Genomic DNA, 23,818 nt, shown 5'->3' with positions numbered 1-23,818 from the left:
TACCTTTCTCCTGACAAACCAGGAGGAGATGGCATGCTGGGTCGTCGCCAGGTGCTCACCGCGGGCGGTGCCGCGCTCGTGGCGGCGCTGAGCCCGAGCCCGGTCCGGGCCGCCCCGCACACCGACCCGTTCACTCTCGGCGTCGCCTCCGGAGATCCACTGCCGGAGGGGGTGGTCCTCTGGACCCGCCTCGCGCCGCAGCCGCACGAGCCGGCCGCCGGCCTGCCGAAGGCCGACTACCCGGTGAAGTGGCAGGTCGCCGAGGACGACGGGTTCACCCGCGTGGTCAAGGACGGCACCGCCACGGCGGCCGCCGCCTACGGCCACTCGGTCCACGTCGACGTCCGTGGCCTGCAACCGGCCCGTGACTACTTCTACCGGTTCCGCACCGACCGGCACGTCAGCCCGGCCGGCCGGACCCGCACGGCCCCGGCCCGGACGGCGAGTCCGGAGCGGCTGCGATTCGCGATCGCCTCCTGCCAGAACTACACCGACGGCTGGTTCACCGCCCACCGGCACCTGGCCGCCGAGGACCTGGACGTGCTGTTCTTCCTCGGCGACTACATCTACGAGGGCGCCGTCACCAGCCGGGGCGGCGACCGTGACGACGCCTCGCTGCGGCTGCCGGACACGTTCGAGCTGACCACCGACACCCTCGACCTGTACCGGATGCGCTACGCCCTCTACCGCACCGACCCGGACCTGCAGGCCGCGCACGCCGCCGTCCCGTGGGCGCTGACCTGGGACGACCACGAGGTGCAGGACAACTACGCGGCCGGTGTGCCCCGGTTCGAGGTGCCGCCCGTCGACTTCCTGGTGCACCGGGCCAACGCGTACCGCGCCTACTGGGAGAACATGCCGCTGCGCCGCCCACGCCGGCCGGCCGGGCCGGACATGCCCCTCTACCGCAGGCTGCGCTTCGGGGACCTGGCCCACGCCTACGTCCTGGACACCCGCCAGTACCGCAGCGACCAGGCGTGCGGCGACGGAATCCGTGCGGCGTGCCCGGAACGGGACCAGCCCGGGCGTACCCTGCTCGGCCCCGGCCAGCGCAAGTGGCTGGTCGACGGGATGGCCCGGTCCGGCGCCCGGTGGAACCTGCTGGCCCAGCAGGTGATGATGGCCGAGTGCCGCTACGGCGGCGAGGCCGGCCGCCTCGACATGGACAAGTGGGACGGCTATCCGGCCGACCGCGCCGCGATCCTCGGCGCCGCCGCCCGCGTCCCCGGAACGGTCGTGCTGACCGGCGACATCCACTTCAACTACGCCGCCGACCTGCGCGCCGACTTCGCCCGCCCGGACACCCCGCCGGTCGCCGTGGAGCTGGTCGGCACCTCGATCACCAGCGGCGGCGACGGCCTGGACGTGGTCCCGAAGCTCCAGCAGCAACAACGGTCCAGCCCGCACCTGCGGTTCACCAACGGGCAGCGTGGCTACGTGCGCTGCGAGCTCACCCGGGACACTCTGCGTGCCGACTTCCGGGTGCTGTCGCACGTGACCCGCCCCGGCTCACCGATCACCACGCGCGCCACGTTCGTCTCCGAACGCGCACGGCCCGGGCTGGTGCCGGCGTGAAGGCCCTGGCGGCGCTGCTCTGCGCCCTCCTCCCGGCGCTGCCTGCGCCGGACCCGGTCCACCTGACGGTGAACCCGCGATCCCTTCCGCTCACCACCGGCCCGTGCAATGCCCGCGATCTCTCGGTACGGCTGGCGAACACCTCCACCGAGCCGGTGTACGCCGACGCCGAGCTCGCCGCACCGAAGGCTCTGCACCTGCAGCGCACCCTGGTGTCGACGTGGCTGCCGGCCGGTTACACGCGGGCCGTGCCGGTGCGGGTGAGCGCCGCCACCGGCACCCCGCCCGGCGCCCATCAGGTCCGGGTCAGCAGCGGTGACCAGCACGTCGACGTGCCGGTCACGGTGACCGCCCCACCGCCGGAGGCGGGCCTGACCGCCCGTGCCGCCGAGGTGACCGCCGCGTCGTTCCGGGCCGCGAACCCGATCTGCGCCGCCGCCGACGGCGATCCGACCACGTTCTGGTCCGACGGCACGAACCGTGTCTGGCCCGACTGGTTCCAGCTCGACTGGCCGACACCGGTCACCGTCTCCCGGGCGGACGTGGCGACGCCGGCCGAGGGCGGCCTGCGCGACTGGGACGTCCAGGTGTGGGCCGGCGGCTGGCAGACCGTCGCCACGGTCCGCGGCAACACGGCGACCGCCCGGGCCGGCACGTTCGCGCCCCGGTCGGTGACGGCCCTGCGCATCCTGACCCGGGCCGGCAACGGCGTGAACGACCTGTCCCGGATCGCCGAGCTCACCGTCTCCTAGCGCGGCCCGAGCACCGTCGCCCGCTCCCGGTCACGCACTCCGGGCCGCACCGTCGCGTTTCTCCGCGCCATGCTCCGGTCCTCCCGCCGCGCGGCGATCCCGCAGGTGCTCCCGCTCGGCCGGGTCGGCGGTCAGGGCGATCGCCCGGTCGTACTCCGCGGCTGCCTCCTCGTGCCGGCCGAGGCGTTGCAGCAGGTGGGCGCGGGTCGCCCGGGCCGGCTGGAAACGGTGCCCGGCCTCCCCGGCCGTGGCCAGCAGGTCGTCGAGACGGGTGAGCCCGGCCGCCGGGCCGCCGACGTCGGCGGTCACCGCGGCCAGTGCGACGCCACCACCCAGTGACGGCGCGAGGTCATTCAAGATCAGATGCAGTTCGAGCAGCGTACGGGCATCCGCCGCCCCCGAGCAGTGCAGCGCCTGGATGGCCGCCTCCACCTGGAACCGGCCCAGCCGCCCCAGCCCGTGCGCCGCCCGCAGATGCCCGTGCGCCGACTCGATGAGCCCCCGGTCCCACTGCTGCGGGTCCTGCTCGTCCAGCGGCACGAACCGCCCGTCCGCGCCGATCCGGGCGCCCGCCCGTGCGGCCGACAGCTGCACGAGCGCCGCCAGCCCGTGCACCTCCGGCTCGTCGGGCGCCAGCGTGGCCAGCACCTCGACCAGGTGGAGTGCCTCGGCCGGGTCGAGCGCGTACGCCCCGTAGACGGCTTCGAGCACCGCCGTCATCCGTCCCGGAAGGTCGGCCCGCTCGGGGATCCGGAACGGGATCCCGGTGGTCCGGATCCGCTTCTTCACCCGGACGAGACGCGTGGCCATCGTGGTGGCCGGCACCGAGAAGGCCCGTCCGATCTGCTCGGCCGTGAACCCGAGCACGGTGTTGAGCATCAGCGGCGTGTGCATGCCCCGGTCGATCGCCGGATGCGCGCAGACCAGCATCAGCTCCAGCCGCCGGTCCGGGATCGCGTCGACGTCCACGTCGTCGCTGTGCGCCGGTGCGTCGCGTTCCACGTCGAGCGCCACCGTCCGGCGGAACTCGGCCGCGCGCCACCGATCCCGGATCCGGTTACGTGCCACGGTCAGCAGCCAGCCACCGGGATTGCCGGGAACACCCTGCTCCGGCCAGGTCCGCACGGCCGCCTCGTAGGCGTCGGCCAGCGCGTCCTCGGCCGCCGGAATGTCACCCGACCCGGCCGCCAGCAGCGCGAGCAGCCGCCCGTGCCAGTCACGGGCGGCCACCCCGGCCGCGATCAGCGGGTCCATCCGCCGCGTCCCGTCGTCCCCTCCCGGTCAGCGGGTCCAGCCACCGGCCAGGAACGAGGTCGACACCGGGCGGATCTCCACGGCGCCCCACTGCGTGGCCGGGTTCTTCTCGGCCCAGCCGATCGCCGCGTCCAGGTCCGGCACGTCGATCAGGAACACCCCGGCCAGGGCCTCCTTCGTCTCGGCGAACGGCCCGTCCTGCACCCGTGGCGTCCCGTCGCGCCGGGTGACGGTCGTGGTCGCCCCGGTTGGCTGCAGCACGTCCGCCGACAGCAGGACACCGGCCTGCTCCAGCGCCTTCGCATACACGTCGAAAGCCCGCTGGGCCTCGGCGATCACCGCGGCGTCGAGCTCGCCGTCAGCCGGCTCGTGGTGGTGCATCAGCAGCGCGTACCGCATGGTCCGTCTCCCTCTTCTCAGAAACCGTCACCCTGATGACGAACCAGCGGGCCCCGGATCGTCACCCGGTGGCCGGAGCGTGCAAGGGTCCGGATCTCTTCGAGTGTCAGGGTGCCGGCCGGGCGGCTGATGTCGCTCGCGCCGAAGCCGGCCGACCGGGCCGGTGCGGCGAGCCTATGACGCCGTCGTCCGCCGCGTCACCGTCCGGGGAGCCCGCCGGCTCTCATTCGGGTGCCGAGCCCGGTTCGGCCATCCGCCCGTGCAGGGCCGCCTTGACCCGGTCCGGGGTGACCTTGCTCGCGACCGCCTGCGCCCGTGTCTTCACCGACCCGGCCAGCACCTTCTCCCGGCCGTCGAGCAGCGCCCGGACGGCCTGCTCGGCGACCTGCGCCGGGTCGTCCTTGCCGCCCGCGCCGACCCGGGTGTCGTCCATGTCGGCGCGGTGGAAGAAATTGGTGTCGGTCGGGCCGGGCATCAGCGACGTCACGGTCACGCCGGTGTCCTTGAGCTCGGCCCGCACCGCCTCGGCGAACGACTGCACGAACGACTTCGACGCGTTGTACACGGCCTGGTAGGTCCCGGGCATCATCGACGCGATCGACGAGGTGATCAGGACCCGGCCGTGACCGCGGTCGACCATGCCGGGCAGCGCGCGTTTGGCCAGGTGCACGGTCGAGGTGACGTTGACGGCGATGACGTTGAGCTCGTCGGCCAGGGCGGTGCCGCCGACGAACTCGCCGCCGATGCCACGGCCCGCGTTGAGGGCGAGCACGTCCACGTCGCGGCCGGTCGCCTCGATCGCCGCCCAGGCCTGCTCGACGCCGTCGTAGTCGGCCAGGTCGGCGCGCACCGCGGTGATCTGGTTGCGGCCGTCGCGGCGCAGGTCGCCGGCGGCCTCCTCGATGCCCGCGTCCTCGGCGATCATCAGCAGGTCGAAACCCTGCGTCGCGAGTTGCCGGGCCAGTTCGTATCCGATGCCGCTGGATGCTCCGGTGATCACGGCGAACCGGTTCTCGCTTGTAGTGGTCATGCCGGCCGTGTGCCCAGCAGCGGCCGCCTCAACCACGCATCCGGAAACCGGACGGCCGGGGCAGCAGCGCCGGAACCCGCCGCATGTGCTCGGCGTAGGCGGGCCGGCGGATCAGCGACCGGCGGTCCATCATGGGCACGCTCACGAAGGTGAACAGCAGCACCATGGTGACCGGCCCGACGATCGTCCACCACCAGTCCGGGGCCGCGGCCAGCCCGAACAGCCACATCCCCCACCAGAACGCGATCTCGCCGAGATAGTTGGGGTGCCGGGAGTGCCGCCACAGGCCGAGGTCGATGACGGCACCCCGGTTGGCCGGGTCGCCGGCGAACCGGTGCAACTGCCGGTCGGCGGTCGCCTCCAGCAGGATCGCACCGGTGGTGACGGCCACCGCGGCGGCGTCGAGCAGGTTCCACGGGCGGCCGGTGACGGTGGTGGCCGGCCAGACGGCGAGCAGTCCGGCGAAGACCACGAGAGTCGGCATCATCTGGATGCCGCCCAGGTTGATCAGCCACCACGGGACACCGGGCCGGCGCTGCTCGCGCAACTGCACGTAACGCCAGTCCTCGTGGCCCAGGCCGCGCCAGGAGAGCGCCCAGTTGGCGGTGAGCCGGATCGACCAGGCCAGCACCAGCAGCAGCACGGCGATCTGCCGGCCGGTCAGCGGCGGCGCGGAGACCACCCAGGCGATCACGATCACCGCGGGGGCGACACTCCAGTACGGGTCGTAGAGGCTCGCGTTCGCCACCAGCATGCTCGCCACGAACACCACGATCGTGGCGGCCACGTCGGCGTAGAGGGTGACCAGGAGCCCCGGTCCGTGCACGGCGGCGGCGACCGCCCAGGCGGCGAGGCCGGCCGCCAGGTAGGCGAGTGTCACGACGGCGAACCCGGCCGGCCGTGAAGAGCCGGCCAGGTTCCCGCCGATCCGGTAGGTCATAGACGGATGCTAATGGCCCGTCGCTCAGATGGGCAGGGTCACCGTCTGCGGAGCCGGGCGGCGGGTGGTGGTCCCGTCGCCGAGCTGACCGTTGGCGTTGTTGCCCCAGCACCACAGGGCCCCGCCGGTGCGCATCCCGCAGCCGTGGTAGCCGATCGCGAAGCCGCCGGTCCAGTCGGTGCCCGTGCCGACCCGGGTCGGGGCGTACCGGTTGGTGGTGGTCCCGTCGGCCAGCTGCGCCTCCATGTTGTTGCCCCAGCACCACAGGCTGCCGTCGGTGCGGGAGGCGCACGCCGAGTTGTCGTTGCCGGTGACCCGTGTCCAGGTCGAGGCGTCACCGACCCGGACCGGCGTGGTCTGGAAGGTGCCGGACTGGCCGAGCTGCCCGTACCCGTTCTCGCCCCAGCACCACAGCGTCCCGTCGGTGCGGGTGGCGCAGCTGAACGCGTACCCCGCGGTGACGGTGTTCCAGGTGGTCAGGGTGCCGACCTGCTCCGGAGCGGCCCGGTAGTTGAGGATGCCGAGGCCGAGCTGCCCGGTCGTGCTGTCACCCCAGCACCAGAGTGTCCCGTCGGTCCGGGTGGCGCAGGTGTGCGCGAACCCGGTCGTCACCTTCGCCCAGGTGGTGGCCGTGCCGACCCGGATCGGCGCGGTCTCGGTGTAGGCGCCGGCCCCGAGCTGCCCGGACCGGTTGAAGCCCCAGCACCACAGGGAGCCATCGGTCCGCACGCCGCAGGTGTGGCTGTCGCCGGCGCTGACCGTGGCCCAGTTGGTGGCCGTGCCGACCTGCACCGGAGCGTTGCGGGAGGTGGTGGTGCCGTCGCCGAGCTGGCCGCGGAAGTTGTTGCCCCAGCACCACAGGGTGCCGCCGGAGCGGACCGCGCAGTTGTGCAGGAAGCCGGCGTCGATCGAGGCCCAGTCGGTGGCGGTGCCGACACGGCCCGGGGTGGTCCGGTGGTTGGTGGTGCCGTCGCCGAGGGCGCCGGTGTAGTTGCCGCCCCAGCACCACAGCGAGCCGTCGGCGGGGATGGTGCAGGTGTGCGCGTAGCCGGTGGCCACGGCGGGTGTGGTGGCGGCCTGGGCGGCCGTGGCTGGGCCGACGGCGACGCCCAGGACGAGGGCCGCGAGAGCGGCGAAGATGCGGAATCTAGCCATGTGCCTACTCCGGGGATGGGGAACGGAAGGAGTGGGAGCGCTCCCAGAAGTTAACCATCGACCCGGAGCAATGGACAAGCGGTGGGTCGTCGTCGACGGCCCTCGATCTCCTAGGCGAACAGCGAGAAGACGTGGACCGTGGTCGACCGGTAGGTCTCGTCGGGCCGCAGCACCGTCGACGGGAACCCTGGCTGGTTCGGGCTGTCCGGGAAGTGCTGCGTCTCCAGCGCGAACGCGTCACCCTGCCGGTAGGTGAGCCCGCCCCCGCCGCGCAGCTTGCCGTCCAGGAAGTTGCCCGAGTAGAACTGCAGACCCGGCTCGGTCGTCTCGATCGTCATCTCGCGCCCGCTCGACGGGTCCCGCACGACCGCCGCCGTCCGCAGCCCCGCACCGTCGCCTAGCACGTAGTTGTGGTCGTACCCGCGGCCGATCCCCAACTGCGGGTGCTCGTCACGGACCCGTGCGCCGATCGGGTGGAACTCGCGGAAGTCGAACGGGGTGCCCGCCACCGGCGCGATCTCCCCGGTCGGGATCAGTGTCGCGTCGACCGGCGTGTAGTGCTCGGCGTCGATGCGCAACAGATGGCCCTCGGCGGTGCCGCTGCCCTCGCCGGCGAGGTTCCAGTAGGCGTGGTTGGTCAGCGCCAGCACCGTCGCCCGGTCGGTCGTGGCCTCGTAGTCGAGCCGCAGCGCGTCCCGCTCGTCGAGGGTGAACGTGACACTGACCCGCACCGTCCCCGGGAAGCCCTGCTCGCCGTCGGCCGAGGTGTAGCTCATCCGCACACCGTTCCCGACCTCGGTGGCCGCCCAGACCCGCTGGTCGAAGCCGTGCGAACCGCCGTGCAGGGTGGTCTGACCCTCGTTCTGCGCGAGCTTGTAGCTCTCCCCGTCGAGCGTGAAGCCGCCGCCCCCGATCCGGTTCGCGTACCTCCCGATCGTCGCGCCGAAGAACGGGTTCCCGGCCAGATAGGCGGGATCGGTGTACCCCGCCAGGTCGGCGAACCCGAGCGTCACGTTGCCGAGGTTGCCGTCCCGGTCCGGTACCAGCACGGACTGGATCGTCGCGCCCCAGGTGAGGATCGACACGGACACGCCGCCCGTGTTGCTCAGCGTCCATCTCTCGATGCCCGTGCCGTCGGCCAGCTCGCCGAATGTCACCTTGTCGATACTCGTCATGGGCGGCATCGTGCCAGATAAGCGGCGGCTGTTAACGCTCACCTCGGTCGGTAGGCTCACCCGCATGCGCTTCGACTGTCACCAGCATCTCTGGCCTCCGGCGCTGGTCACAGCGTTGCGGGAGCGTGACGCCATGCCGTTCCTGCGCGACTGGACGCTGTACCTGGAGGGCGAGAACCCGTACCGGGTCGACCCGGCCGCTCACGATGTGGAACGCCGGAGCGCCGCCGAGCACGCCGACCGGGTCCTCGTGTCGCTGTCCAGCCCGCTCGGGATCGAGCACGCCCCCGACGGCGCCGAGCTGATCGACATCTGGCACGCGAGCGCGCTCGAGCTGCCCGACCCGTTCCACGTGTGGGCCGCCGCCTCGGTCGCCGCGCCGGACGCCGCCGCGCTGACCCGGGTGCTGCGCGAGGACCGCGTCGCCGGCCTGCAGCTGCCCGCCACCGCGCTGGACGGTCCCGACGCTCTCGGGCACGTCGCGCCGCTGCTGGAGGTGCTCGAACGCTCCGGGAAACCGCTGCTCGTGCACCCGGGACCGGCGCCCGCCGAGTCCGGTGAGCTGCCCGACTGGTGGCCGGCGCTGGTGCCGTACGTCGCGCAGATGCACCGCTCCTGGATGGCCTGGCACGTCGCCGGCCGTAGACGCCACCCGGCGCTGCGCATCGCGTTCGTCGCCCTGGCCGGGCTCGCCCCGCTGCATCACGAGCGCCTCGCCGCCCGCGGCGGGCCGGTCTTCGCCCCCGACCCGAACGTCTTCTACGAGACGTCGTCCTACCACTCCGACGCCATCGCCGCGCTGGCCCGCGTCGTCGGCCCGGCCGCCGTCGTGCACGGCTCCGACCGCCCCTACGCCGAGCCCCTGGACCCGCTCGCCTTCCACGGCGGGTACTTCACCGCGAACCCCTCCCGCCTCCTTCAAGGCCCCTCCCTGGGTACGGACCACACCTGACCGGCCGCAATCCACCCCGTCCCGGGCCTACCCCGCGACGGGGCTGCCCGCTCCCGGCCGACAGCGCGACCGCCGGGCGGATGCGACGGTCACCGGCGGTCTGCCGGACGTGCGGAACGGCGGATAGGCTGGCAGGACGTCGTTCACGTCGATGGATTCGGGGACCGGTGATGACCGAGCGCAAACCGATGGGCATGAGCTTCGAGTCGTGGATCGACCAGCAGATCACCGAGGCGACCGAGCGCGGCGACTTCGACAACCTCCCCGGCACGGGCAAGGCGCTGCCCGCGGGCGCCGACGACGAGGACTGGTGGTTCCGCGCCTACATGGAGCGCGAGGAGGTCTCCGCCGACGCCGCGCTGCCCCTGCCGCTGCTGTTGCGCAAGGAGGCCGAGGACATCGACGTCACGGTCGGTGCCCTGCCCACCGAGGAGAAGGTCCGTGCCGCGGTGGCCGACCTCAACAAGCGCATCACCGACTCCTGGCGCCTACCGGCCCAGCCCGGCCTATTCGTCCGCAAGGTCGACCCGGAGCCGGTCGTCGCGCACTGGCTGGCCACCCGCCCGGCCCCGCCACCGGCGGAGGCGCCGCCCGCGGCCGTGCCGCTCCCGTGGTGGCGCCGCCTCTTCACCGTTGCCCGCTGACTGTCCTCAGAAGCACTCGTCCTCGTCGACGATCTGGATGCCGATCACCGTCTGCGGCGGCTGGACCTGGTCGAAGAACCAGGGGTCGCCCGGAGCCAGACAGTCCTGCGCTCCGCCGGAGATCTCCAGCCAGGCGGCGTCGTCGATCCGCGAGTTGTAGGCGGCATAGGCGTGCCTGGCCCGCGGCCCCAGTCTCTGGAAATCCTGAGTCATGTCCCGGAAAGCCGCGGTCGGCTCACGGGCGAGCCAGTCGGCGCTGGTGAGGTAGAAGCAGACCCGCGGATAGTCACAGCCGAACCGGCTCCCGGCGGATGCCGGCGACGCGTTGACAGTCGAAATCGCCCCGGCCGCCATGATGGTCGTGGCGGTGAGCGCGATCATGTTCTTCCGCATGGCGAGATCCCCCGTCTCGTGTTCTCGGAATGTGCTTGGGGACCATCGTCCCCGCGTCCGGCGTACCGGGTCGGCGTACCGGGCTTTCCTGGTCGAACGGCCGAAAGGCAGGTCAGCCGTGCGGATCGGCCGGCCGGTGATCCGCACGCCGGAGGCGGTGATCCACCGGCCCGGTAATCCGGAGGGCGGCCCGCGGCCGTATGCACGGTCGTGGACTACGAGACGATCACCTTCGCTCTGGCCGCCGGGCTGCTCGCGGCGTTCAACCCGTGCGGGTTCGCGCTGCTGCCGTCGTTCCTGGCGCTGCTGGTCGCCGGTCCCGGCGGAGTGCTCCGGGCGCTGCGCCTGTCGGCGGCGATGACCGCCGGATTCGTCACCGTCTTCGGCCTGATCGGGGCGGTTCTGGCGGTGACGACGGCGCCGATCCAGCGGCATCTGCCGTGGGCCGCGGTGATCACCGGAAGCGCGCTGGTCCTGCTGGGTGCCTGGCTGCTGTCCGGCCGGGAGCTGCAGGTCCGCCTTCCGCGGCTCGCCGCCGGCTCGCCGGCCGGTTCGATCCTGGCCCTGTACGGCTACGGAGCGTCCTACGCGGTGGCGTCGCTGTCCTGCACGATCGCCCCGTTCCTGGCGGTCACCGGTCTGGTCTCCGGCGGCGCCGACGTCACGTCCGGTGTCGCCGCGTTCGTCGCCTACGGCGTGGGCATGGGACTGGTGGTCGGCCTGCTGGCGATGCTGGTCGCCTTCGCCCGCGAGGCCACGGTCCGCCGTACCCGCGCCGTCCTGCCGTGGATCTCCCGCCTGTCCGGGGCGTTCCTGCTGGCCGCCGGCCTGTACGTCACGTATTACGGCTGGTACGAGCTGCGCCTGGCCGACGGCGGTTCCCCCACCGATCCGGTGGTCGGGACGGTGGGGGAGCTGCAGGGCCGCGTCACCACGTGGCTGGACACGATCGGGATCGGGTGGACCGCGGTCGCCTTCACCGTGGTGGCCCTCCTGGCGATCGTCACACGCTCCCGGCGGGGCGCGCCGGCCGTCTCAGGTGCCGGCGAGTGACCCGCCGATGCCGCCGACGCTGAAGTAGCGGTTCAGGGAGGTGAAGACGACGACCGGGGCAGCATCATCACCACCGCGAGCGCCATGACCGACCCCCAGTCCGTCCCGTTCTGCTGGAAGAACGACTGGACCCCGATCGGCAGGGTGAACCGCTCCTCCGAGCGCAGGAACACGATCGCCACCAGGTAGTCGTTCCACGACACCAGGAACGTGAAGATCGCCGTCGACAGCACCCCGGGCAGGGAGTTGCGCAGCACGATCCGGGTGAACCCGCTGAACAGCGAGGCCCCGTCGATCCAGGCCGCCTCCTCCAGCGACACCGGGATCGTGTCCATGTAGGCGGCCATCATCCACACCGCCACCGACATCGACGCCCCGACGTAGACGATGCCCAGCCCGATCAGGTTGTCGACCAGCCCGATCTCGGCGAACAGCAGGAACAGCGGAATCACGGCCGTGATCACCGGCAGCGACTGCACGACGAACAGCAGCAGCGAGTACGCCGACACGGCCCGGCTGCGGCCGCGGGAGAGGACGTACCCGGCCGGGGCGGCCACGGCGACCGACACCAGCGCGGTCGCCAGGGTGACGCCGAGACTGTTGCCCAGCCAGATGAGGGTCGGGACGTCACTGAAGACGTGGACGAAGTTGGCCATGCCGAAGGAGGCGCTGCTGCCCGACCCCACACCGGGCCGCAGCGACAGCACCAGCACCGCCGCCACCGGCACCAGCACGACCCCGGTGATCACGAGGATCACCGCGAAGCGCCACCACTGCCCGCGCCTGTCACCCCTGGTCATACGTGGGCCTTTCTGATCTGGCGGTACAGGGCCAGCGACACGACGACCAGGCTCAGGGTCATCACGAAGGCGATCGCGACGCCCGGGCCGACCTGGAAGCTCTGGAACACGGTCCGGTAGGAGAGCACGACCAGGGAGGTGGTGGCGTCGACCGGGCCGCCACCGGTGAGCAGGTAGATGGTGGGGAAGTCGTTGACGCAGAAGATCGTCATGAGGATCCACGAGATGTACGTGGAGCGGGCGATCATCGGCAGCGTGATGTGCACGAACTGCTGCCGCCGGGAAGCGCCGTCGACCCCCGCGGCCTCGTAGACGGACCGGTCGACCCCGGTCAGCGCCGCACTGATCATCGTCATCATGAACGGCACGCTGATCCACACCTTGAAGGCGCAGACCGTGACCCTGGCCCACGCCGGGTCGGCGAGGAACAGCGGCGTGCCGAGGCCGAGCGCGTGCACCAGGCTCGGCAGCAGGCTCTGCGGGGTGGCGACCAGCCAGTTCCACGCGGTCGACGACACCACCACCGGGACCACCCAGGGCAGCAGGAGCAGCGTCTTGAAGACCGTCCGGCCGGGGATGCGGGTGCGCAGCAGCAGTGCCAGCCCGAGCCCGCCCAGCCAGCTGCCGAACACGCCGACGGCCGTGAAGACCAGCGTGAACCGGACCGATCGCCAGAACGCGGGACTGGTCAGTGTCTCCCGGTAGTTCTCCAGGCCCACGTAGTCGCCCGGGTCGATCAGCGTGCCGTCGCGTACCGACTGGACGGCGGCGTAGACCAGGGGATAGGCGTTGATCAGGACCAGCAGCGCCAGCGACGGCGCCACCAGCAACAGCAGGGTCCGCCGGGCGCGGGTCACTTCACGATCGCCTGCAGCGCGTCCTGCAGCGTGTTCAGCGCGCCCCGCGGGTCGCTGCCGGCGAGGACGGTCTGGGCGAACTGGGTGAGCGGCTGACTGGAGTCGACCGCGGCCAGTCCGCCGAACAGGGTCGTCGACCGGGTGGCGAAGGTCTTGGCGACCGGCGCCCACTCGGCGATGATCTTCGCCTTGGCGGTCTGCTTCTGGAAGGCCGGCAGCGCGACGATCGACTTGAGCACCGGAAGCCCGGCGACCACGTTCTGCTGCCACAGGACCTTCATGTTGCGGATGTAGTAGGACAGGAACGCCTCCGAGCCCTCGGTCGACGGCGTGTTCGCGTACATCATGATGTTGTTCTGGAAGACCAGGCCCGCCTTGGCGCCGCTGGGCCCGGTGAGCGGGCTCATCACCCGCAGGTCGCCGTCGGTCTCGCCGGTGTCGGTGTCGAGGCCTGCCGTGTGGATGCCCATGGCGACCTTCTTCATCTTCCACTGGGCGATCAGGTTGTCGGTGGTGTAGCTGATCGACGCCGGGTCGACCGCCTTCGCCTTGACGAGCTCCTGGACGAACGTCACCGCCTCGAGGTTGGCGCCGGTGACGACGTCGACCCTGCCGTCGGGGTCGAACAGACCGCCGCCGTTGTTCAGCATCATCAGCAGCAGTCCCTGGCTGCCGAGGTTGTTGCCGGCACCGGCTCCGGTGCCGAACCCGAAGACCTTCCTGGCGGCCAGCGCCCGGCTCACGGTCAGCAGCTCGTCCCAGGTGGTCGGTACGGCCACGCCCGCCTCGTCGAGCAGGGACTTGCGGTACCACCACACGCGGAAGTCGAGCTGCCACGGCACCGCGGCGTAGCCCTTCGCGGTCTTCATCGACTCGACCTGCCCGGGCAGGAAGTCGTCGAGGGTGCCGTCCTTGCGGAACTGCTCGATCACGTTGTCGGCGTACGCGATGGCGCCCTGGTCGGCGAACTGGAAGGCCTGGAAGCCGCCGCCGGTGCTGACCGCGGGCCCGGTCCTGGAGGCGATCGCCGAGGAGAAGGTCTGCGAGAAGTTCGCCCACTGGATCTCCTGATAACCGGCCGCGGGCAGGTTGTTCGCCGGCTGGTACCCCTCGGTCAGCTTCCGGGCCGCGGCCGTGTAGTCGGCCTGCCCCCACGGCATGTCCCAGAACTTCAGCTTGCCGGACCCGGACGCGGATCCTCCGCCGCACGCGGACAACAGCGTTCCGCCGGCGACGGCGGCGCCGAGACCGAGGAAGGCGCGGCGGGTGGGTTTCGAGCGCATGGCAGCTCCTTTGTGGGGCGTACGTGCAGGCGAATGCCGTGGACGTTAAAGAGCTGCGCGTTGTTCGTGTTCGGGCTCGGCCGCTGAACAAGCAACGCTGAACAACGTCGATACGTGGGAGCGGTCCCAGCCGCTGTCGGCCGGCTGGAGGCCGTCGTATATACAGCAGGGGTGCCTCGTCGGGAACGTCCGCTGGGATCCGAGGACTCGCCGCTGCTCCGGTTCGCCGGCGATCTGCGGCGGCTGCGCCGTAGTGCCGGGGAGCCGACGTACCGTGACCTCGGGAAGCGAACCAACTACTCGGCCGCCGCCCTGTCCGAGGCGGTGGCCGGGCGCCGTCTGCCCAGTCTCGCCGTCACCGTGGCGTTCGTGCGGGCGTGCGACGGTGACGCCGCCGCCTGGACCGAGCGCTGGCGGGAGCTGGCCGCCGGGCAGCCGGGTGCGCCGGGGGAGGCGCCGCCACCGTATGTGGGGCTGGCCGCCTACCAGGTCGAGGACGCCGACCGGTTCTTCGGCCGGGAGGCCCTGACCGCCACCCTGCTGGCGCTGGTGGAGGAGCGGCCGTTCGCCGGTGTGTTCGGGGCCTCCGGCGCCGGCAAGTCGTCACTGCTGCGGGCCGGTCTGGCCGCCCGCTCCCCGCGTACGGCCCTGGTCGTCACGCCGGGCGCCGACCCGGTGGGCGAACTGGCCGTGGCGTTGGCCGTGCTCGCCGACGAGCCCGCCGGCCGGGTCCGTGACGATCTGGCCGCCGACCCGCAGGCGCTGCGGGGCTGGCTGGCGAAGGCGGCCGACGATCTGCTCCTGGTGGTCGACCAGTTCGAGGAGTGCTTCACCCTCTGCGACGACGCCGGCCGTGACTGGCTGATCCGCGCGCTGACCGTGGCCGCCGGACCGCACAGCCGGGTGGTCATCGGGGTCCGAGCCGACTTCTACGGCCACTGCGGCGCTCACCCGGAGCTGGTGGCGGCCCTGCATCGCGCTCAGCTGCTGGTCGGGCCGATGTCGACGGAGGAGTTCCGGTGGGCGGTGACCGAGCCGGCCACCCGGGCGGGGGCCTCGCTGGAGACGGCGCTGGTGGCCCGGCTCGTCTCGGACGTCGCGGGGCAGCCGGCCGCGCTGCCGTTGGTGTCGCACACCCTGGCCGAGGCCTGGCGGCGGCGTCGCGGCCTGGCGCTCACGCTGACCGGCTACGAGGACGTCGGCGGGGTCCGGCACGCGCTGGCCCGCAGCGCGGAGGAGACCTTCGGCGAGCTCGACGAGGACGGCCGGGCCGCGGCCCGGGGGCTGTTCCTGCGCCTGGTGGTGCCGGGGGACGGCACCGAGGACACCAAGCGGCGGGTGTCGCGTGCCGATCTCGACGTGCCGGACGCGCTGCTGGACCGGCTCGCCGCCGCCCGTCTGATCAGCATCGACCGGGACGGTGTGGAGCTGGTCCACGAGGCGCTGCTGCACGCCTGGCCGCGCCTGGCCGGCTGGCTCGCCCGGGACCGGGACGACCTGCGCACGCTGCACCGGATCGCCGAGGAGACGGCCGTCTGGGAGGCGCACGGCCGCGATCCGGACACCCTGCAGCGCGGCGCCCGCCTCGAGCAGGCGGCCCGGCTGCGGAATCGCCTCAACCGCCGGGAGCGGGAGTTCCTCGATGCCGGGCTGGCGGCCGAGGAGGAGGCGGCGGCGGCCGGGCGGCGGTCGGCGCGACGTCTGCGCCGGCTGGTGGCGGGGCTGGCGGTCATCACGGTCCTGCTGGCCGGGACGGCGATCACCGCCGTGGCGGCCCAGCGCTCGGCGACGGCTCAGCGCAACGAGGCGCTGTCGCTGCGCGCCGTGGACACCGCCCGGGGCATGCTCAAGTCACGCCCGCACGACGCCGAGGCGCTGGCCCTGGCCGCCTACCGGGTCGCCCCGACCGCCGAGTCACGCGACATGCTGGTGCTGGCGCACGCCGCGTCGTCCGCCACCACGCTGGGGCTGGGGTATGCGACGACGCCCGGCCGGATCGCGATCACCAGGCAGCCGCCGTACGGCGGGCGGCCCGCCACCGAGCAGTTGTGGCGCCCGAGCAACGGCTCGTGGGCACCCGCCGGTGAGCTGCCCACCGGAGACATGTTCCTGTACGGCCGGAGCGAGGACGAGACCGTGGCCCTCTACGGGGGCGGGCCCGGCTCGGTGCTCTGGGACCTCTCCGACCTGGACAGTCCACGCCGTATCCCGACGCCGGCGGATCTTCCGCTGGTGGAGAGCATGGACCGGGACGGCTCGGTGGTGTCCGGCGTGACCGGCGACCACGCCGCGGTCCTGTGGCGGGTCGGTGAGCGGGCCCCGCGCCGACTGCCCGCGACCGACGTGGAGAGCACGGCGCTGCTGCCCGACGGCTCCGGCCTCGTCGTGTGCCGGCGTCAGGACGGTTCGTTCGTGCTGGAGCGGTGGACGGTGGACGGTGCCCGGGTCGCCACGCTGTTCCGTTCGCCGTACCGTATGTCGCCCTATGCCGGCCCGGACGGCATGGTCGTCGCGATCGCGGAGAGCGGAGAGGTGGTGATGGTCGACGCCGGTGATCCGGCCGACGTGCGGACGGTGGCCCGCGTCGAGGGCCTCGGCTATCCGTCGACGGTGACCTTCGATCCGGCCGGCCGGACCCTGGCGCTGACCGACTTCGATCGGGTCGTCCTGGTGAGCGTCGCGACCGGCGAACCGCTGATCTCGCTCGATGCCCAGGGTCTCGGCCTCGGGTTCCCGCGCATCGAGGACGGGCGGATCGCGGTGCTCGCGTCGGGCGATCTGTGGCATCTGGACAGCGACGTGGCCCGGGTGATCGGTGAGGTGTGCGCCGGCCGGCCGCTCTCGGTGGACTGGGAGCGGCACTTCCCCGGCGCCGGGCCGCGGCGTCTGTGCCCGTGACAGGGGTTCAGAGCAGGGCGGCGAGGGTGGGCAGCAGCGCGGCGGCCCGGGTGAGGTCGGTGTCGAGGGGCCGGTCGGTGAGGTCGTCGGAGAGCTGGGTGGCGGCCAGGGACCACGCCTCCCGGAGGACTCCGCCGGTGAGGCGCTCGGGTGCCAGGCGCAGGGCGCGCACGGCGGCGACCAGCTCGGCGGCGAGCAGGGTGGGGGTGAGCCGGGCCATGGTGCGCAGCGAGCGGGCGCCCTGGGTGGCGAAGCTGGCGTGCTCCTCCAGGCCGAGCGAGATGGTGAGGGTCCCGGAGGCGGTGGGCTGGACCACGGCGCGCATCTCGGCGAGCAGGTCCTGGACCACGTACTCGGTGATCATGAGGCCGGAGCTGCCGGGCGGTCCGTCGGCGAGGAAGGCTCGCAGGCCGGTCATGTCGGGCCGCATCAGCAGGCCGAGCCGGGCCGCCGACAGCGACATCACCGGGAGGAACGCGCCGCGGACCCCGTCGAGGCCGGCCGCGAGGGTGGCGGTGTGGAACTGGCCGTGATGGTGCACCCCCGCGGCGGTGACCAGCGGGTTCTCGACGGCTGCGTTGATCTCGGCGGTGACCGTGGCGCTCAGGGTCTCGGCGGCGTGCAGGGCGGGCGCGGTGACCTGCGGCACCACCCGCAGGCCGAACGGGTCCTGGATGCGCAGCGCTGGTGACGCGCCGCTGACCATTGCCTGCAGAGTCGTGGCGACGGCGATCTGGTGCGGGTGCGCGCGGGCGGCGTGCACGGCAGGATCGTAGGCCTCGGGGTTACCGCGCAGCGCCAGGAAGGAAAGCGCCGCGATGATCGTTGAGGCGCGTAGGTGACGGTGGACGTCCGAGACGGCCAGGGCGGAGGTGGCGACGGTGAGGGCGCTGGAGCTGATCATCGGCAGGGCGTCGGTGGCGTCCAGGCCGACGGCCGGCGCGGTTCCGCTGCGCCACGGGCGGTCCCCGGCGAGGGTGAGGGTGAGCTCGGCGAGCGCGGACAGGTCGGAGGTGCCGATGGCGCCCCAGCGGTGCAGGGTGGGGACGGCGCCGTCGCGCAGGGCGGCGGCCAGCGCCTCGGCGACCCGGCGGGAGACTCCCGACCCGCCGGCGAGGAGCTGGTTGAGGCGCACGGTCATGACCGCCCGGGCGGTACGGTCGTCCTCCTCCGGCCCCACTCCGGCGCAGTGGCTGCGCAGCAGGCGCAGCGCGTGACCGTCCGGATCGCCGGCCTGCTCGTGCCGGTTCGCGCCGACGCCGGTGTTGGCGCCGTAGACGGCTCCCCGCGCCCGCGCGTCGAGGAGCCCGGTGTGGCGTTCGCCGACCAGGATGAGTGCGGCTGGATCGATGGTGATCTCGGCCACGCCGGAGGCGATCGTCTCCAGCTCTGGGATCGTCAGGGAGTGACCATCTAGCCGGACCTGCACGAAGTCTCCAGAACCGTGACCGAACGTTGACACATTATTCACTACTTAGCGAGTATGAATAGTATGATTCATAAGATCAACTGGGAGTGCCATGATCACATTCGAGGACGTCGTCAAGGTATACCCCGGCGGCGCCACGGCGGTGGACCATCTCAGCCTCGAGCTGCCCACCGGCAAGATCACCGTACTGGTCGGGCCCTCCGGTTGCGGTAAGACGACCTCCCTGCGGATGATCAACCGGATGGTCGACCCGACCTCGGGGCGCATCCTGATCGACGGCCGGGACGTGACCCGGCAGAACGAGGCCGAGCTGCGGCGGGGCATCGGCTACGTCATCCAGCACGCCGGCCTCTTCCCGCACCGGACCGTGCTGGACAACGTGGCGACCGTGCCGGTGCTGCTCGGCAGGACGCGACGCGAGGCCCGGACCGCCGCGCTCGGCCTGCTCGAACGGGTGGGCCTGTCCGCCGAGTTCGCCAAGCGCTACCCAGCCCAGCTCAGCGGTGGCCAGCAGCAGCGTGTCGGGGTGGCCCGGGCGCTCGCCGCCGACCCGCCGATCATGCTGATGGACGAGCCGTTCAGCGCCGTCGACCCGGTGGTGCGGGCCCAGTTGCACGCCGAGTTCCTGCGTCTGCAGCAGGATCTGGGAAAGACCATCGCCATGGTGACCCACGACATCGACGAGGCCATCAAGCTCGGCGACCATGTGGCGGTGCTCCGTACCGGCGGCCGGCTGGCCCAGTTCGCGACGCCGCGGGAGCTGCTGGCGTCGCCCGCCGACGACTTCGTGGCCTCGTTCGTCGGCCGCGACCGTGGTCTGCGCAGCCTCTCCTTCGACAGCGCCGCCGAGCTGCCGGTCCGCCCGGTGGAGGGTGTCGACCTGGACGACGCCGGCCGGCCGGTCGGGCTGCCGGGGGTCTTCACCAAGGACGACTCGCTGCGCGTGGTCACCGACCTGGTGATCAGCTCGCCGGGCGGGATCGCGGTGCGCGTCGGGCCGGACGGGGCCGCCGACGGGCTGGTCAGCCATCACGACCTGGCCGACTATCTGGCGAGCCGCCGCTCATGATCCAGTATCTGACGAACAACCACGAGATCGTCTGGCAGGCGCTGCAGGAGCATCTGTATCTTGCGCTGCTGCCGATCCTCTTCGGGTTCGCGATCGCGCTGCCGCTGGGCTATCTCGCGGTCCGGTTCTCGTGGCTCTACCACCCGCTGATCAACACCTTCGGGGTGCTCTACTCGATCCCGTCGCTGGCGCTGTTCGTGTTCCTGCCGGTCATCCTCGGGACCAAGGTGCTGTCCCCGGTCAACGTCGTGGTCGCGCTGACCGTCTACACGGTGGCGCTGCTGGCCCGTACGGTGGCGGACGGCCTGCGCGCGGTCGACCCGGTGGTGGTGCAGGCGGCCACCGCGATGGGCTACCGCCGGACCCGCCGGCTGATCGACGTCGAGCTGCCGATCGCGCTGCCCGTCATCCTGGCCGGTCTGCGGGTCGCCACGGTGTCCAACATCAGCCTGGTCAGCGTCGGCTCGCTGATCGGCATCGGCGGCCTCGGCCAGCTGTTCACCCGCGGCTTCCAGCTGTTCTATCTGGAGCCGATCCTGATCGGCGTCATCCTGTCGGTGCTGCTCGCCGGGATCGCCGACCTGATCATCGTGCTCGTGCAGCGGGCCGTCACCCCGTGGACGCGTGCCGCATGAACTTCTCCTACCTGACCGATCCGGCCCACTGGGATCCGAGCAACCCCGGCAGCATCCCGAACCTGATCGTCTCGCACCTGGGTTACACGGCGCTGGCCCTGCTGATCGGCGCGGTGATCGCCCTGCCGGTCGGGCTCTACATCGGCCACACCGGCAGGGGCTCGTTCATCGCCATCAACGCGGGCAACGCCGGCCGGTCGCTGCCCACGCTCGGCCTGCTGATGCTCATGGTCACCCTGCTCGGACTGGGCCTGCTGCCGGTGCTGATCGCGCTGACCGTCCTGGTCATCCCACCGATCCTGACCTCGGCGTACGCCGGGATGCGCAACCTGGACCACCGGGTCGTCGACGCGGCCCGCGGCATGGGCATGCGCCCGTGGCAGGTGCTCACCCGCGTCGAGATCCCGATGGCGCTGCCCATCATGCTCAGCGGTTTCCGCAACGCCGCCCTGCAGGTGGTCGCGACCGCCACCGTGGCGGCCGCGGTCGGGCTGGGCGGGCTGGGCCGGCTGCTGATCGACGGCCTGGCCGTCAACGACTACTCCCGAGTCCTGGCCGGCGCCATCGTCGTCGCCGCACTGGCCGTACTCGTCGATCTCGTTCTGGCGCTGATCCAGCGTCTGATCGTCTCACCCGGATTGAAAGGCTCGTAGAAGATGAAGCGCATCGCCGCTGCAGTCGCCATGGCGCTCACGCTCACCGCGTGCGGCACCAACAGTGATCCGCTCGCCGACGAACCGGCCGCCTCCGGCGCTGCCGGCGGCTCGGTCACCGTCGGCTCCGCGAACTTCCCGGAGAGCCAGCTGCTCGCCGAGATCTACTCCCAGGCCCTGGAGGGCAAGGGCGTCAAGGTCACCCGCAAGTTCAACATCGGCGCCCGCGAGGTCTACCTCAAGGCGCTCCAGGACGGCTCGATCTCGCTGCTCCCGGAGTACAACGGCGCGCTGCTGGCCGCCCTGTCGCCGAACGGCATCCCGGCCGGGGTGAGCAGCCCCGACGCTGTTCTCGCCGAGCTGAAGAAGGTGCTGCCCTCCGGCACCGAGGTCCTGACCCAGTCGGCGGCCGAGGACAAGGACACCCTGACGGTCAGCGCGGACACCGCCACCAAGAACAACCTCAAGACCATCGAGGACCTCAAGGCGGTCGCCCCGACGCTGGTCGCCGGTGGCGGACCCGAGTTCACCGAACGCCAGCAGGGCCTCAAGGGCCTCAAGGAGGTGTACGGCGTCGAGTTCAAGGAGTACAAGCCGCTCGACCCGGGTGGCCCGCTGACCGTCAACGCCCTGAAGGACGGCGACATCCAGGTGGCCAACCTGTTCTCGACCGACTCGTCGATCGTCACCAACAAGTTCGTCACCCTGGCCGACCCGAAGAACCTGTTCACCTCGCAGAACGTCATCCCGCTGATCCGTAGCGAGGCGAACAACGCGACGGTGACCGGCGCCCTGGACGCGGTCTCGGGCAAGTTGACCACCGCGAACCTGACCAGCTACCTGGCCCAGGTCCAGGTGGACAAGAAGGACATCACCGTGGTGGCGAAGGCGTTCCTGTCGGAGAACGGCCTCAGCTAGGTTTGTTGATAGAGACGCCGCCCTTCGGGGCGGCGTTTTGTTTCCGGCTGATGTCTTGACGGCTGTACTCGCTGGTATCTATCTTTGCCGCAAAGATTTTCAGAAAGTTTCAAGCCTGTTGCTGCAAGGGCTTGCAGCCTTCCCCCCTTTGCCCGGAGGTAGATGTGGACAGTCCCCGCAGGCGGCGACGCCTGACCCGCATCCTGGCCGCCACCACCCTCGCCCTCGGCGTCGGCGGCTTCGGTGTCGCCCAGGTTCTCACCGGTCCGGAGGCCTTCGCCTCGCCGCCCGGCGAGAAGGACGTCACCGCCGTCATGTTCGAGTGGAGCTTCGCCTCCATCGCCCGCGAGTGCACGACCACCCTCGGCCCGCTCGGTTACGGGTACGTGCAGGTGTCCCCGCCGCAGGAGCACATCCAGGGCAGCCAGTGGTGGACCTCGTACCAGCCGGTGTCCTACAAGATCGCCGGCCGGCTCGGTGACCGTGCCGCTTTCACCACCATGGTGAACACCTGTCACGCGGCCGGGGTCAAGGTCGTCGCCGACACGGTGATCAACCACATGTCCGCGGGCTCCGGCACCGGCACCGGCGGCACCTCGTACGCGAAGTACAACTACCCGGGTGTCTACTCCGACGCGGACTTCCACTCCTGCCGGACCGCGATCAGCGACTACACCAACCGCAGCAACGTGCAGGACTGCGAACTGGTCAACCTGTCCGACCTGAACACCGGCAGCGACTACGTGCGGGGCAGGATCGCCGGGTACATCAACGACCTCGCGTCCCTCGGTGTCGACGGCTTCCGGATCGACGGGGCCAAGCACATCGCCGCCGCCGACCTCTCCGCCATCAAGGGCAAGCTCAGCAACACCGGCGCCTACTGGAAGCAGGAGGTCATCTTCGGCTCCGGCGAGGCGGTCCAGCCGACCGAGTACACCGGCACCGGCGACGTCCAGGAGTTCCGGTTCGCCCGCGACCTCAAGCGCGTCTTCCTCAGCGAGAACCTCGCCTACCTGTCGAACTTCGGCACGGCGTGGGGCTACCTGCCCAGCAACCAGGCGGCCGTCTTCGTGGACAACCACGACACCGAGCGCGGCGGGGACACCCTCAGCTACAAGAACGGGTCGGCGTACACCCTGGCCCAGGTCTTCACGCTGGCCTGGCCGTACGGTGCGCCGGACGTCAACTCCGGCTACGAGTTCAGCAACCACGACGCCGGGCCGCCGAACAACGGTGCGGTCAGCGCCTGCTACGCCGACGGGTGGAAGTGCCAGCACGCGTGGCGGCAGGTCGGCAACATGGTCGGGTTCCGCAACGCCACCCGCGGCACGGCGGTCACCAACTGGTGGTCCAACGGCGCCGACCAGATCGCCTTCAGCCGGGGCAGCAGGGGCTACGTCGCGATCAACCACGAGGGCAGTTCGCTGACGCGAACGTTCCAGACCTCCCTTCCGGCCGGCACCTACTGCGACGTCCAGCACGGCGACCCCACGGCCAACGGCGGATGCACGGGTACGACCTACGCCGTCAACTCCTCCGGCCAGTTCACCGCCACCGTGCCCGCCGGTGACGCGATCGCCCTCTACGTCGGCGCGAGCGGCGTCACCCCGACCACGTCGGTCTCCCCGACGCCCACCAGCACGGCCACCGCCGGCGCCGGCTTCAACGTCACGGCCACCACCTCGCTGGGCCAGAACATCTTCGTCGTCGGCAACCAGGCCGCGCTCGGCAGCTGGGCCCCGGCGAGCGCGGTCGCTCTGTCCGCCACCTCCTACCCGGTGTGGAAGGGCACGGTGTTGATGCCCGCCGGCACGGCGTTCGAGTACAAGTACATCCGCAAGAACGCCGACGGCAGCGTCACCTGGGAGTCCGGCAGCAACCGCACCGCCACGGTCCCGGCGTCCGGGCAGGTCACCCTGAACGACACCTGGCGCTGAGCTCCCGGCACCACACG

22 protein-coding genes are annotated in these 23,818 nt (G+C 71.6%); 11 read left to right on the top strand and 11 right to left on the bottom strand.

The genetic code is table 11. From position 1 onward, the window contains the following. Positions 1-33 precede the first annotated feature (33 nt). Together ACQPZW_RS32605 and ACQPZW_RS32600 are read left to right on the top strand one after the other, a co-directional pair. Positions 34-1,575, top strand: a complete 1,542-nt coding sequence (locus ACQPZW_RS32605) for an alkaline phosphatase D family protein (protein ID WP_433789850.1) — start codon at positions 34-36, stop codon at positions 1,573-1,575. Continuing rightward, positions 1,572-2,327, top strand: coding sequence for a discoidin domain-containing protein (locus ACQPZW_RS32600; RefSeq protein WP_433789849.1), 756 nt, complete (start codon positions 1,572-1,574; stop codon positions 2,325-2,327). Before ACQPZW_RS32605 ends, ACQPZW_RS32600 begins: the two co-directional genes overlap by 4 nt. A gap of 30 nt (positions 2,328-2,357) precedes the next feature. Here the strand turns inward: ACQPZW_RS32600 and ACQPZW_RS32595 are convergent, their stop codons facing one another. The 6 genes from ACQPZW_RS32595 to ACQPZW_RS32570 form a co-directional block, all read right to left on the bottom strand. After that, positions 2,358-3,581 (bottom strand): RNA polymerase sigma factor, encoded by a 1,224-nt coding sequence (locus ACQPZW_RS32595; RefSeq protein WP_433789848.1) that lies wholly within the window; start codon positions 3,579-3,581, stop codon positions 2,358-2,360. A 27-nt stretch (positions 3,582-3,608) separates the two neighbouring features. Continuing rightward, positions 3,609-3,980 (bottom strand): YciI family protein, encoded by a 372-nt coding sequence (locus ACQPZW_RS32590; protein ID WP_433789847.1) that lies wholly within the window; start codon positions 3,978-3,980, stop codon positions 3,609-3,611. A 223-nt stretch (positions 3,981-4,203) separates the two neighbouring features. Further along, positions 4,204-5,010, bottom strand: coding sequence for an SDR family NAD(P)-dependent oxidoreductase (locus tag ACQPZW_RS32585; RefSeq protein WP_433789846.1), 807 nt, complete (start codon positions 5,008-5,010; stop codon positions 4,204-4,206). Between the two features lie 28 nt (positions 5,011-5,038). Beyond that, positions 5,039-5,950, bottom strand: coding sequence for a DUF1295 domain-containing protein (locus tag ACQPZW_RS32580; protein WP_433789845.1), 912 nt, complete (start codon positions 5,948-5,950; stop codon positions 5,039-5,041). A 24-nt stretch (positions 5,951-5,974) separates the two neighbouring features. Beyond that, entirely contained in the window at positions 5,975-7,105 is a 1,131-nt protein-coding gene (locus tag ACQPZW_RS32575; protein WP_433789844.1) for an RCC1 domain-containing protein, read from the bottom strand. A 110-nt stretch (positions 7,106-7,215) separates the two neighbouring features. Continuing rightward, positions 7,216-8,280, bottom strand: coding sequence for an aldose epimerase family protein (locus ACQPZW_RS32570; protein ID WP_433789843.1), 1,065 nt, complete (start codon positions 8,278-8,280; stop codon positions 7,216-7,218). Between the two features lie 64 nt (positions 8,281-8,344). Here ACQPZW_RS32570 and ACQPZW_RS32565 point away from each other — a divergent pair, with 64 nt between their 5' ends. Together ACQPZW_RS32565 and ACQPZW_RS32560 are read left to right on the top strand one after the other, a co-directional pair. Next, positions 8,345-9,232: an amidohydrolase gene (locus tag ACQPZW_RS32565; protein WP_433789842.1), complete on the top strand. Its 888-nt coding sequence runs from the start codon at positions 8,345-8,347 to the stop codon at positions 9,230-9,232. Positions 9,233-9,402: 170 nt separating this feature from the next. Further along, positions 9,403-9,876 (top strand): DUF1992 domain-containing protein, encoded by a 474-nt coding sequence (locus ACQPZW_RS32560; RefSeq protein ID WP_433789841.1) that lies wholly within the window; start codon positions 9,403-9,405, stop codon positions 9,874-9,876. A gap of 6 nt (positions 9,877-9,882) precedes the next feature. Here the strand turns inward: ACQPZW_RS32560 and ACQPZW_RS32555 are convergent, their stop codons facing one another. Beyond that, on the bottom strand, positions 9,883-10,269 hold the full coding sequence (locus tag ACQPZW_RS32555) for a hypothetical protein (RefSeq protein ID WP_433789840.1): 387 nt from the start codon (positions 10,267-10,269) through the stop codon (positions 9,883-9,885). 210 nt (positions 10,270-10,479) lie between these two features. On the opposite strand from ACQPZW_RS32555, the gene ACQPZW_RS32550 reads away from it, so the two are divergent. Then, positions 10,480-11,322, top strand: coding sequence for a cytochrome c biogenesis CcdA family protein (locus tag ACQPZW_RS32550; protein WP_433789839.1), 843 nt, complete (start codon positions 10,480-10,482; stop codon positions 11,320-11,322). Between the two features lie 32 nt (positions 11,323-11,354). Here the strand turns inward: ACQPZW_RS32550 and ACQPZW_RS32545 are convergent, their stop codons facing one another. The 3 genes from ACQPZW_RS32545 to ACQPZW_RS32535 are packed head-to-tail and all read right to left on the bottom strand — an operon-like array spanning position 11,355 to position 14,262. After that, entirely contained in the window at positions 11,355-12,122 is a 768-nt protein-coding gene (locus ACQPZW_RS32545) for a carbohydrate ABC transporter permease (RefSeq protein WP_433789838.1), read from the bottom strand. Then, positions 12,119-12,979, bottom strand: a complete 861-nt coding sequence (locus ACQPZW_RS32540; RefSeq protein ID WP_433789837.1) for a carbohydrate ABC transporter permease — start codon at positions 12,977-12,979, stop codon at positions 12,119-12,121. Before ACQPZW_RS32540 ends, ACQPZW_RS32545 begins: the two co-directional genes overlap by 4 nt. Further along, entirely contained in the window at positions 12,976-14,262 is a 1,287-nt protein-coding gene (locus ACQPZW_RS32535) for an ABC transporter substrate-binding protein (RefSeq protein WP_433789836.1), read from the bottom strand. Before ACQPZW_RS32535 ends, ACQPZW_RS32540 begins: the two co-directional genes overlap by 4 nt. A gap of 171 nt (positions 14,263-14,433) precedes the next feature. On the opposite strand from ACQPZW_RS32535, the gene ACQPZW_RS32530 reads away from it, so the two are divergent. After that, positions 14,434-17,160, top strand: coding sequence for a hypothetical protein (locus ACQPZW_RS32530; protein ID WP_433789835.1), 2,727 nt, complete (start codon positions 14,434-14,436; stop codon positions 17,158-17,160). A gap of 7 nt (positions 17,161-17,167) precedes the next feature. On the opposite strand, the gene ACQPZW_RS32525 is transcribed toward ACQPZW_RS32530, so the two are convergent. Then, positions 17,168-18,589 carry an aromatic amino acid lyase gene (locus ACQPZW_RS32525; RefSeq protein WP_433789834.1) on the bottom strand — a complete coding sequence of 474 codons (1,422 nt, stop codon included), beginning with the start codon at positions 18,587-18,589 and terminating at the stop codon, positions 17,168-17,170. 91 nt (positions 18,590-18,680) lie between these two features. Here ACQPZW_RS32525 and ACQPZW_RS32520 point away from each other — a divergent pair, with 91 nt between their 5' ends. The 5 genes from ACQPZW_RS32520 to ACQPZW_RS32500 all read left to right on the top strand — a co-directional run bounded on the left by ACQPZW_RS32520 (position 18,681) and on the right by ACQPZW_RS32500 (position 23,801). After that, complete coding sequence (locus tag ACQPZW_RS32520; protein ID WP_433789833.1) at positions 18,681-19,658, top strand: ABC transporter ATP-binding protein; 978 nt, start codon at positions 18,681-18,683, stop codon at positions 19,656-19,658. Then, positions 19,655-20,293, top strand: coding sequence for an ABC transporter permease (locus tag ACQPZW_RS32515; RefSeq protein WP_433789832.1), 639 nt, complete (start codon positions 19,655-19,657; stop codon positions 20,291-20,293). The genes ACQPZW_RS32520 and ACQPZW_RS32515 overlap by 4 nt, the downstream gene beginning before the upstream one ends. Next, positions 20,290-20,946, top strand: a complete 657-nt coding sequence (locus ACQPZW_RS32510; protein WP_433789831.1) for an ABC transporter permease — start codon at positions 20,290-20,292, stop codon at positions 20,944-20,946. Before ACQPZW_RS32515 ends, ACQPZW_RS32510 begins: the two co-directional genes overlap by 4 nt. Before the next feature lie 3 nt (positions 20,947-20,949). Further along, positions 20,950-21,864: a glycine betaine ABC transporter substrate-binding protein gene (locus tag ACQPZW_RS32505; RefSeq protein ID WP_433789830.1), complete on the top strand. Its 915-nt coding sequence runs from the start codon at positions 20,950-20,952 to the stop codon at positions 21,862-21,864. A 164-nt stretch (positions 21,865-22,028) separates the two neighbouring features. Further along, positions 22,029-23,801, top strand: coding sequence for a carbohydrate-binding module family 20 domain-containing protein (locus ACQPZW_RS32500; RefSeq protein WP_433789829.1), 1,773 nt, complete (start codon positions 22,029-22,031; stop codon positions 23,799-23,801). Positions 23,802-23,818 lie beyond the last annotated feature (17 nt).

This window comes from Actinoplanes sp. CA-252034 (genome assembly GCF_050956125.1).
Taxonomy (GTDB): Bacteria; Actinomycetota; Actinomycetes; order Mycobacteriales; family Micromonosporaceae; genus Actinoplanes.
This window is presented reverse-complemented; position numbering and strand designations above follow the sequence as displayed.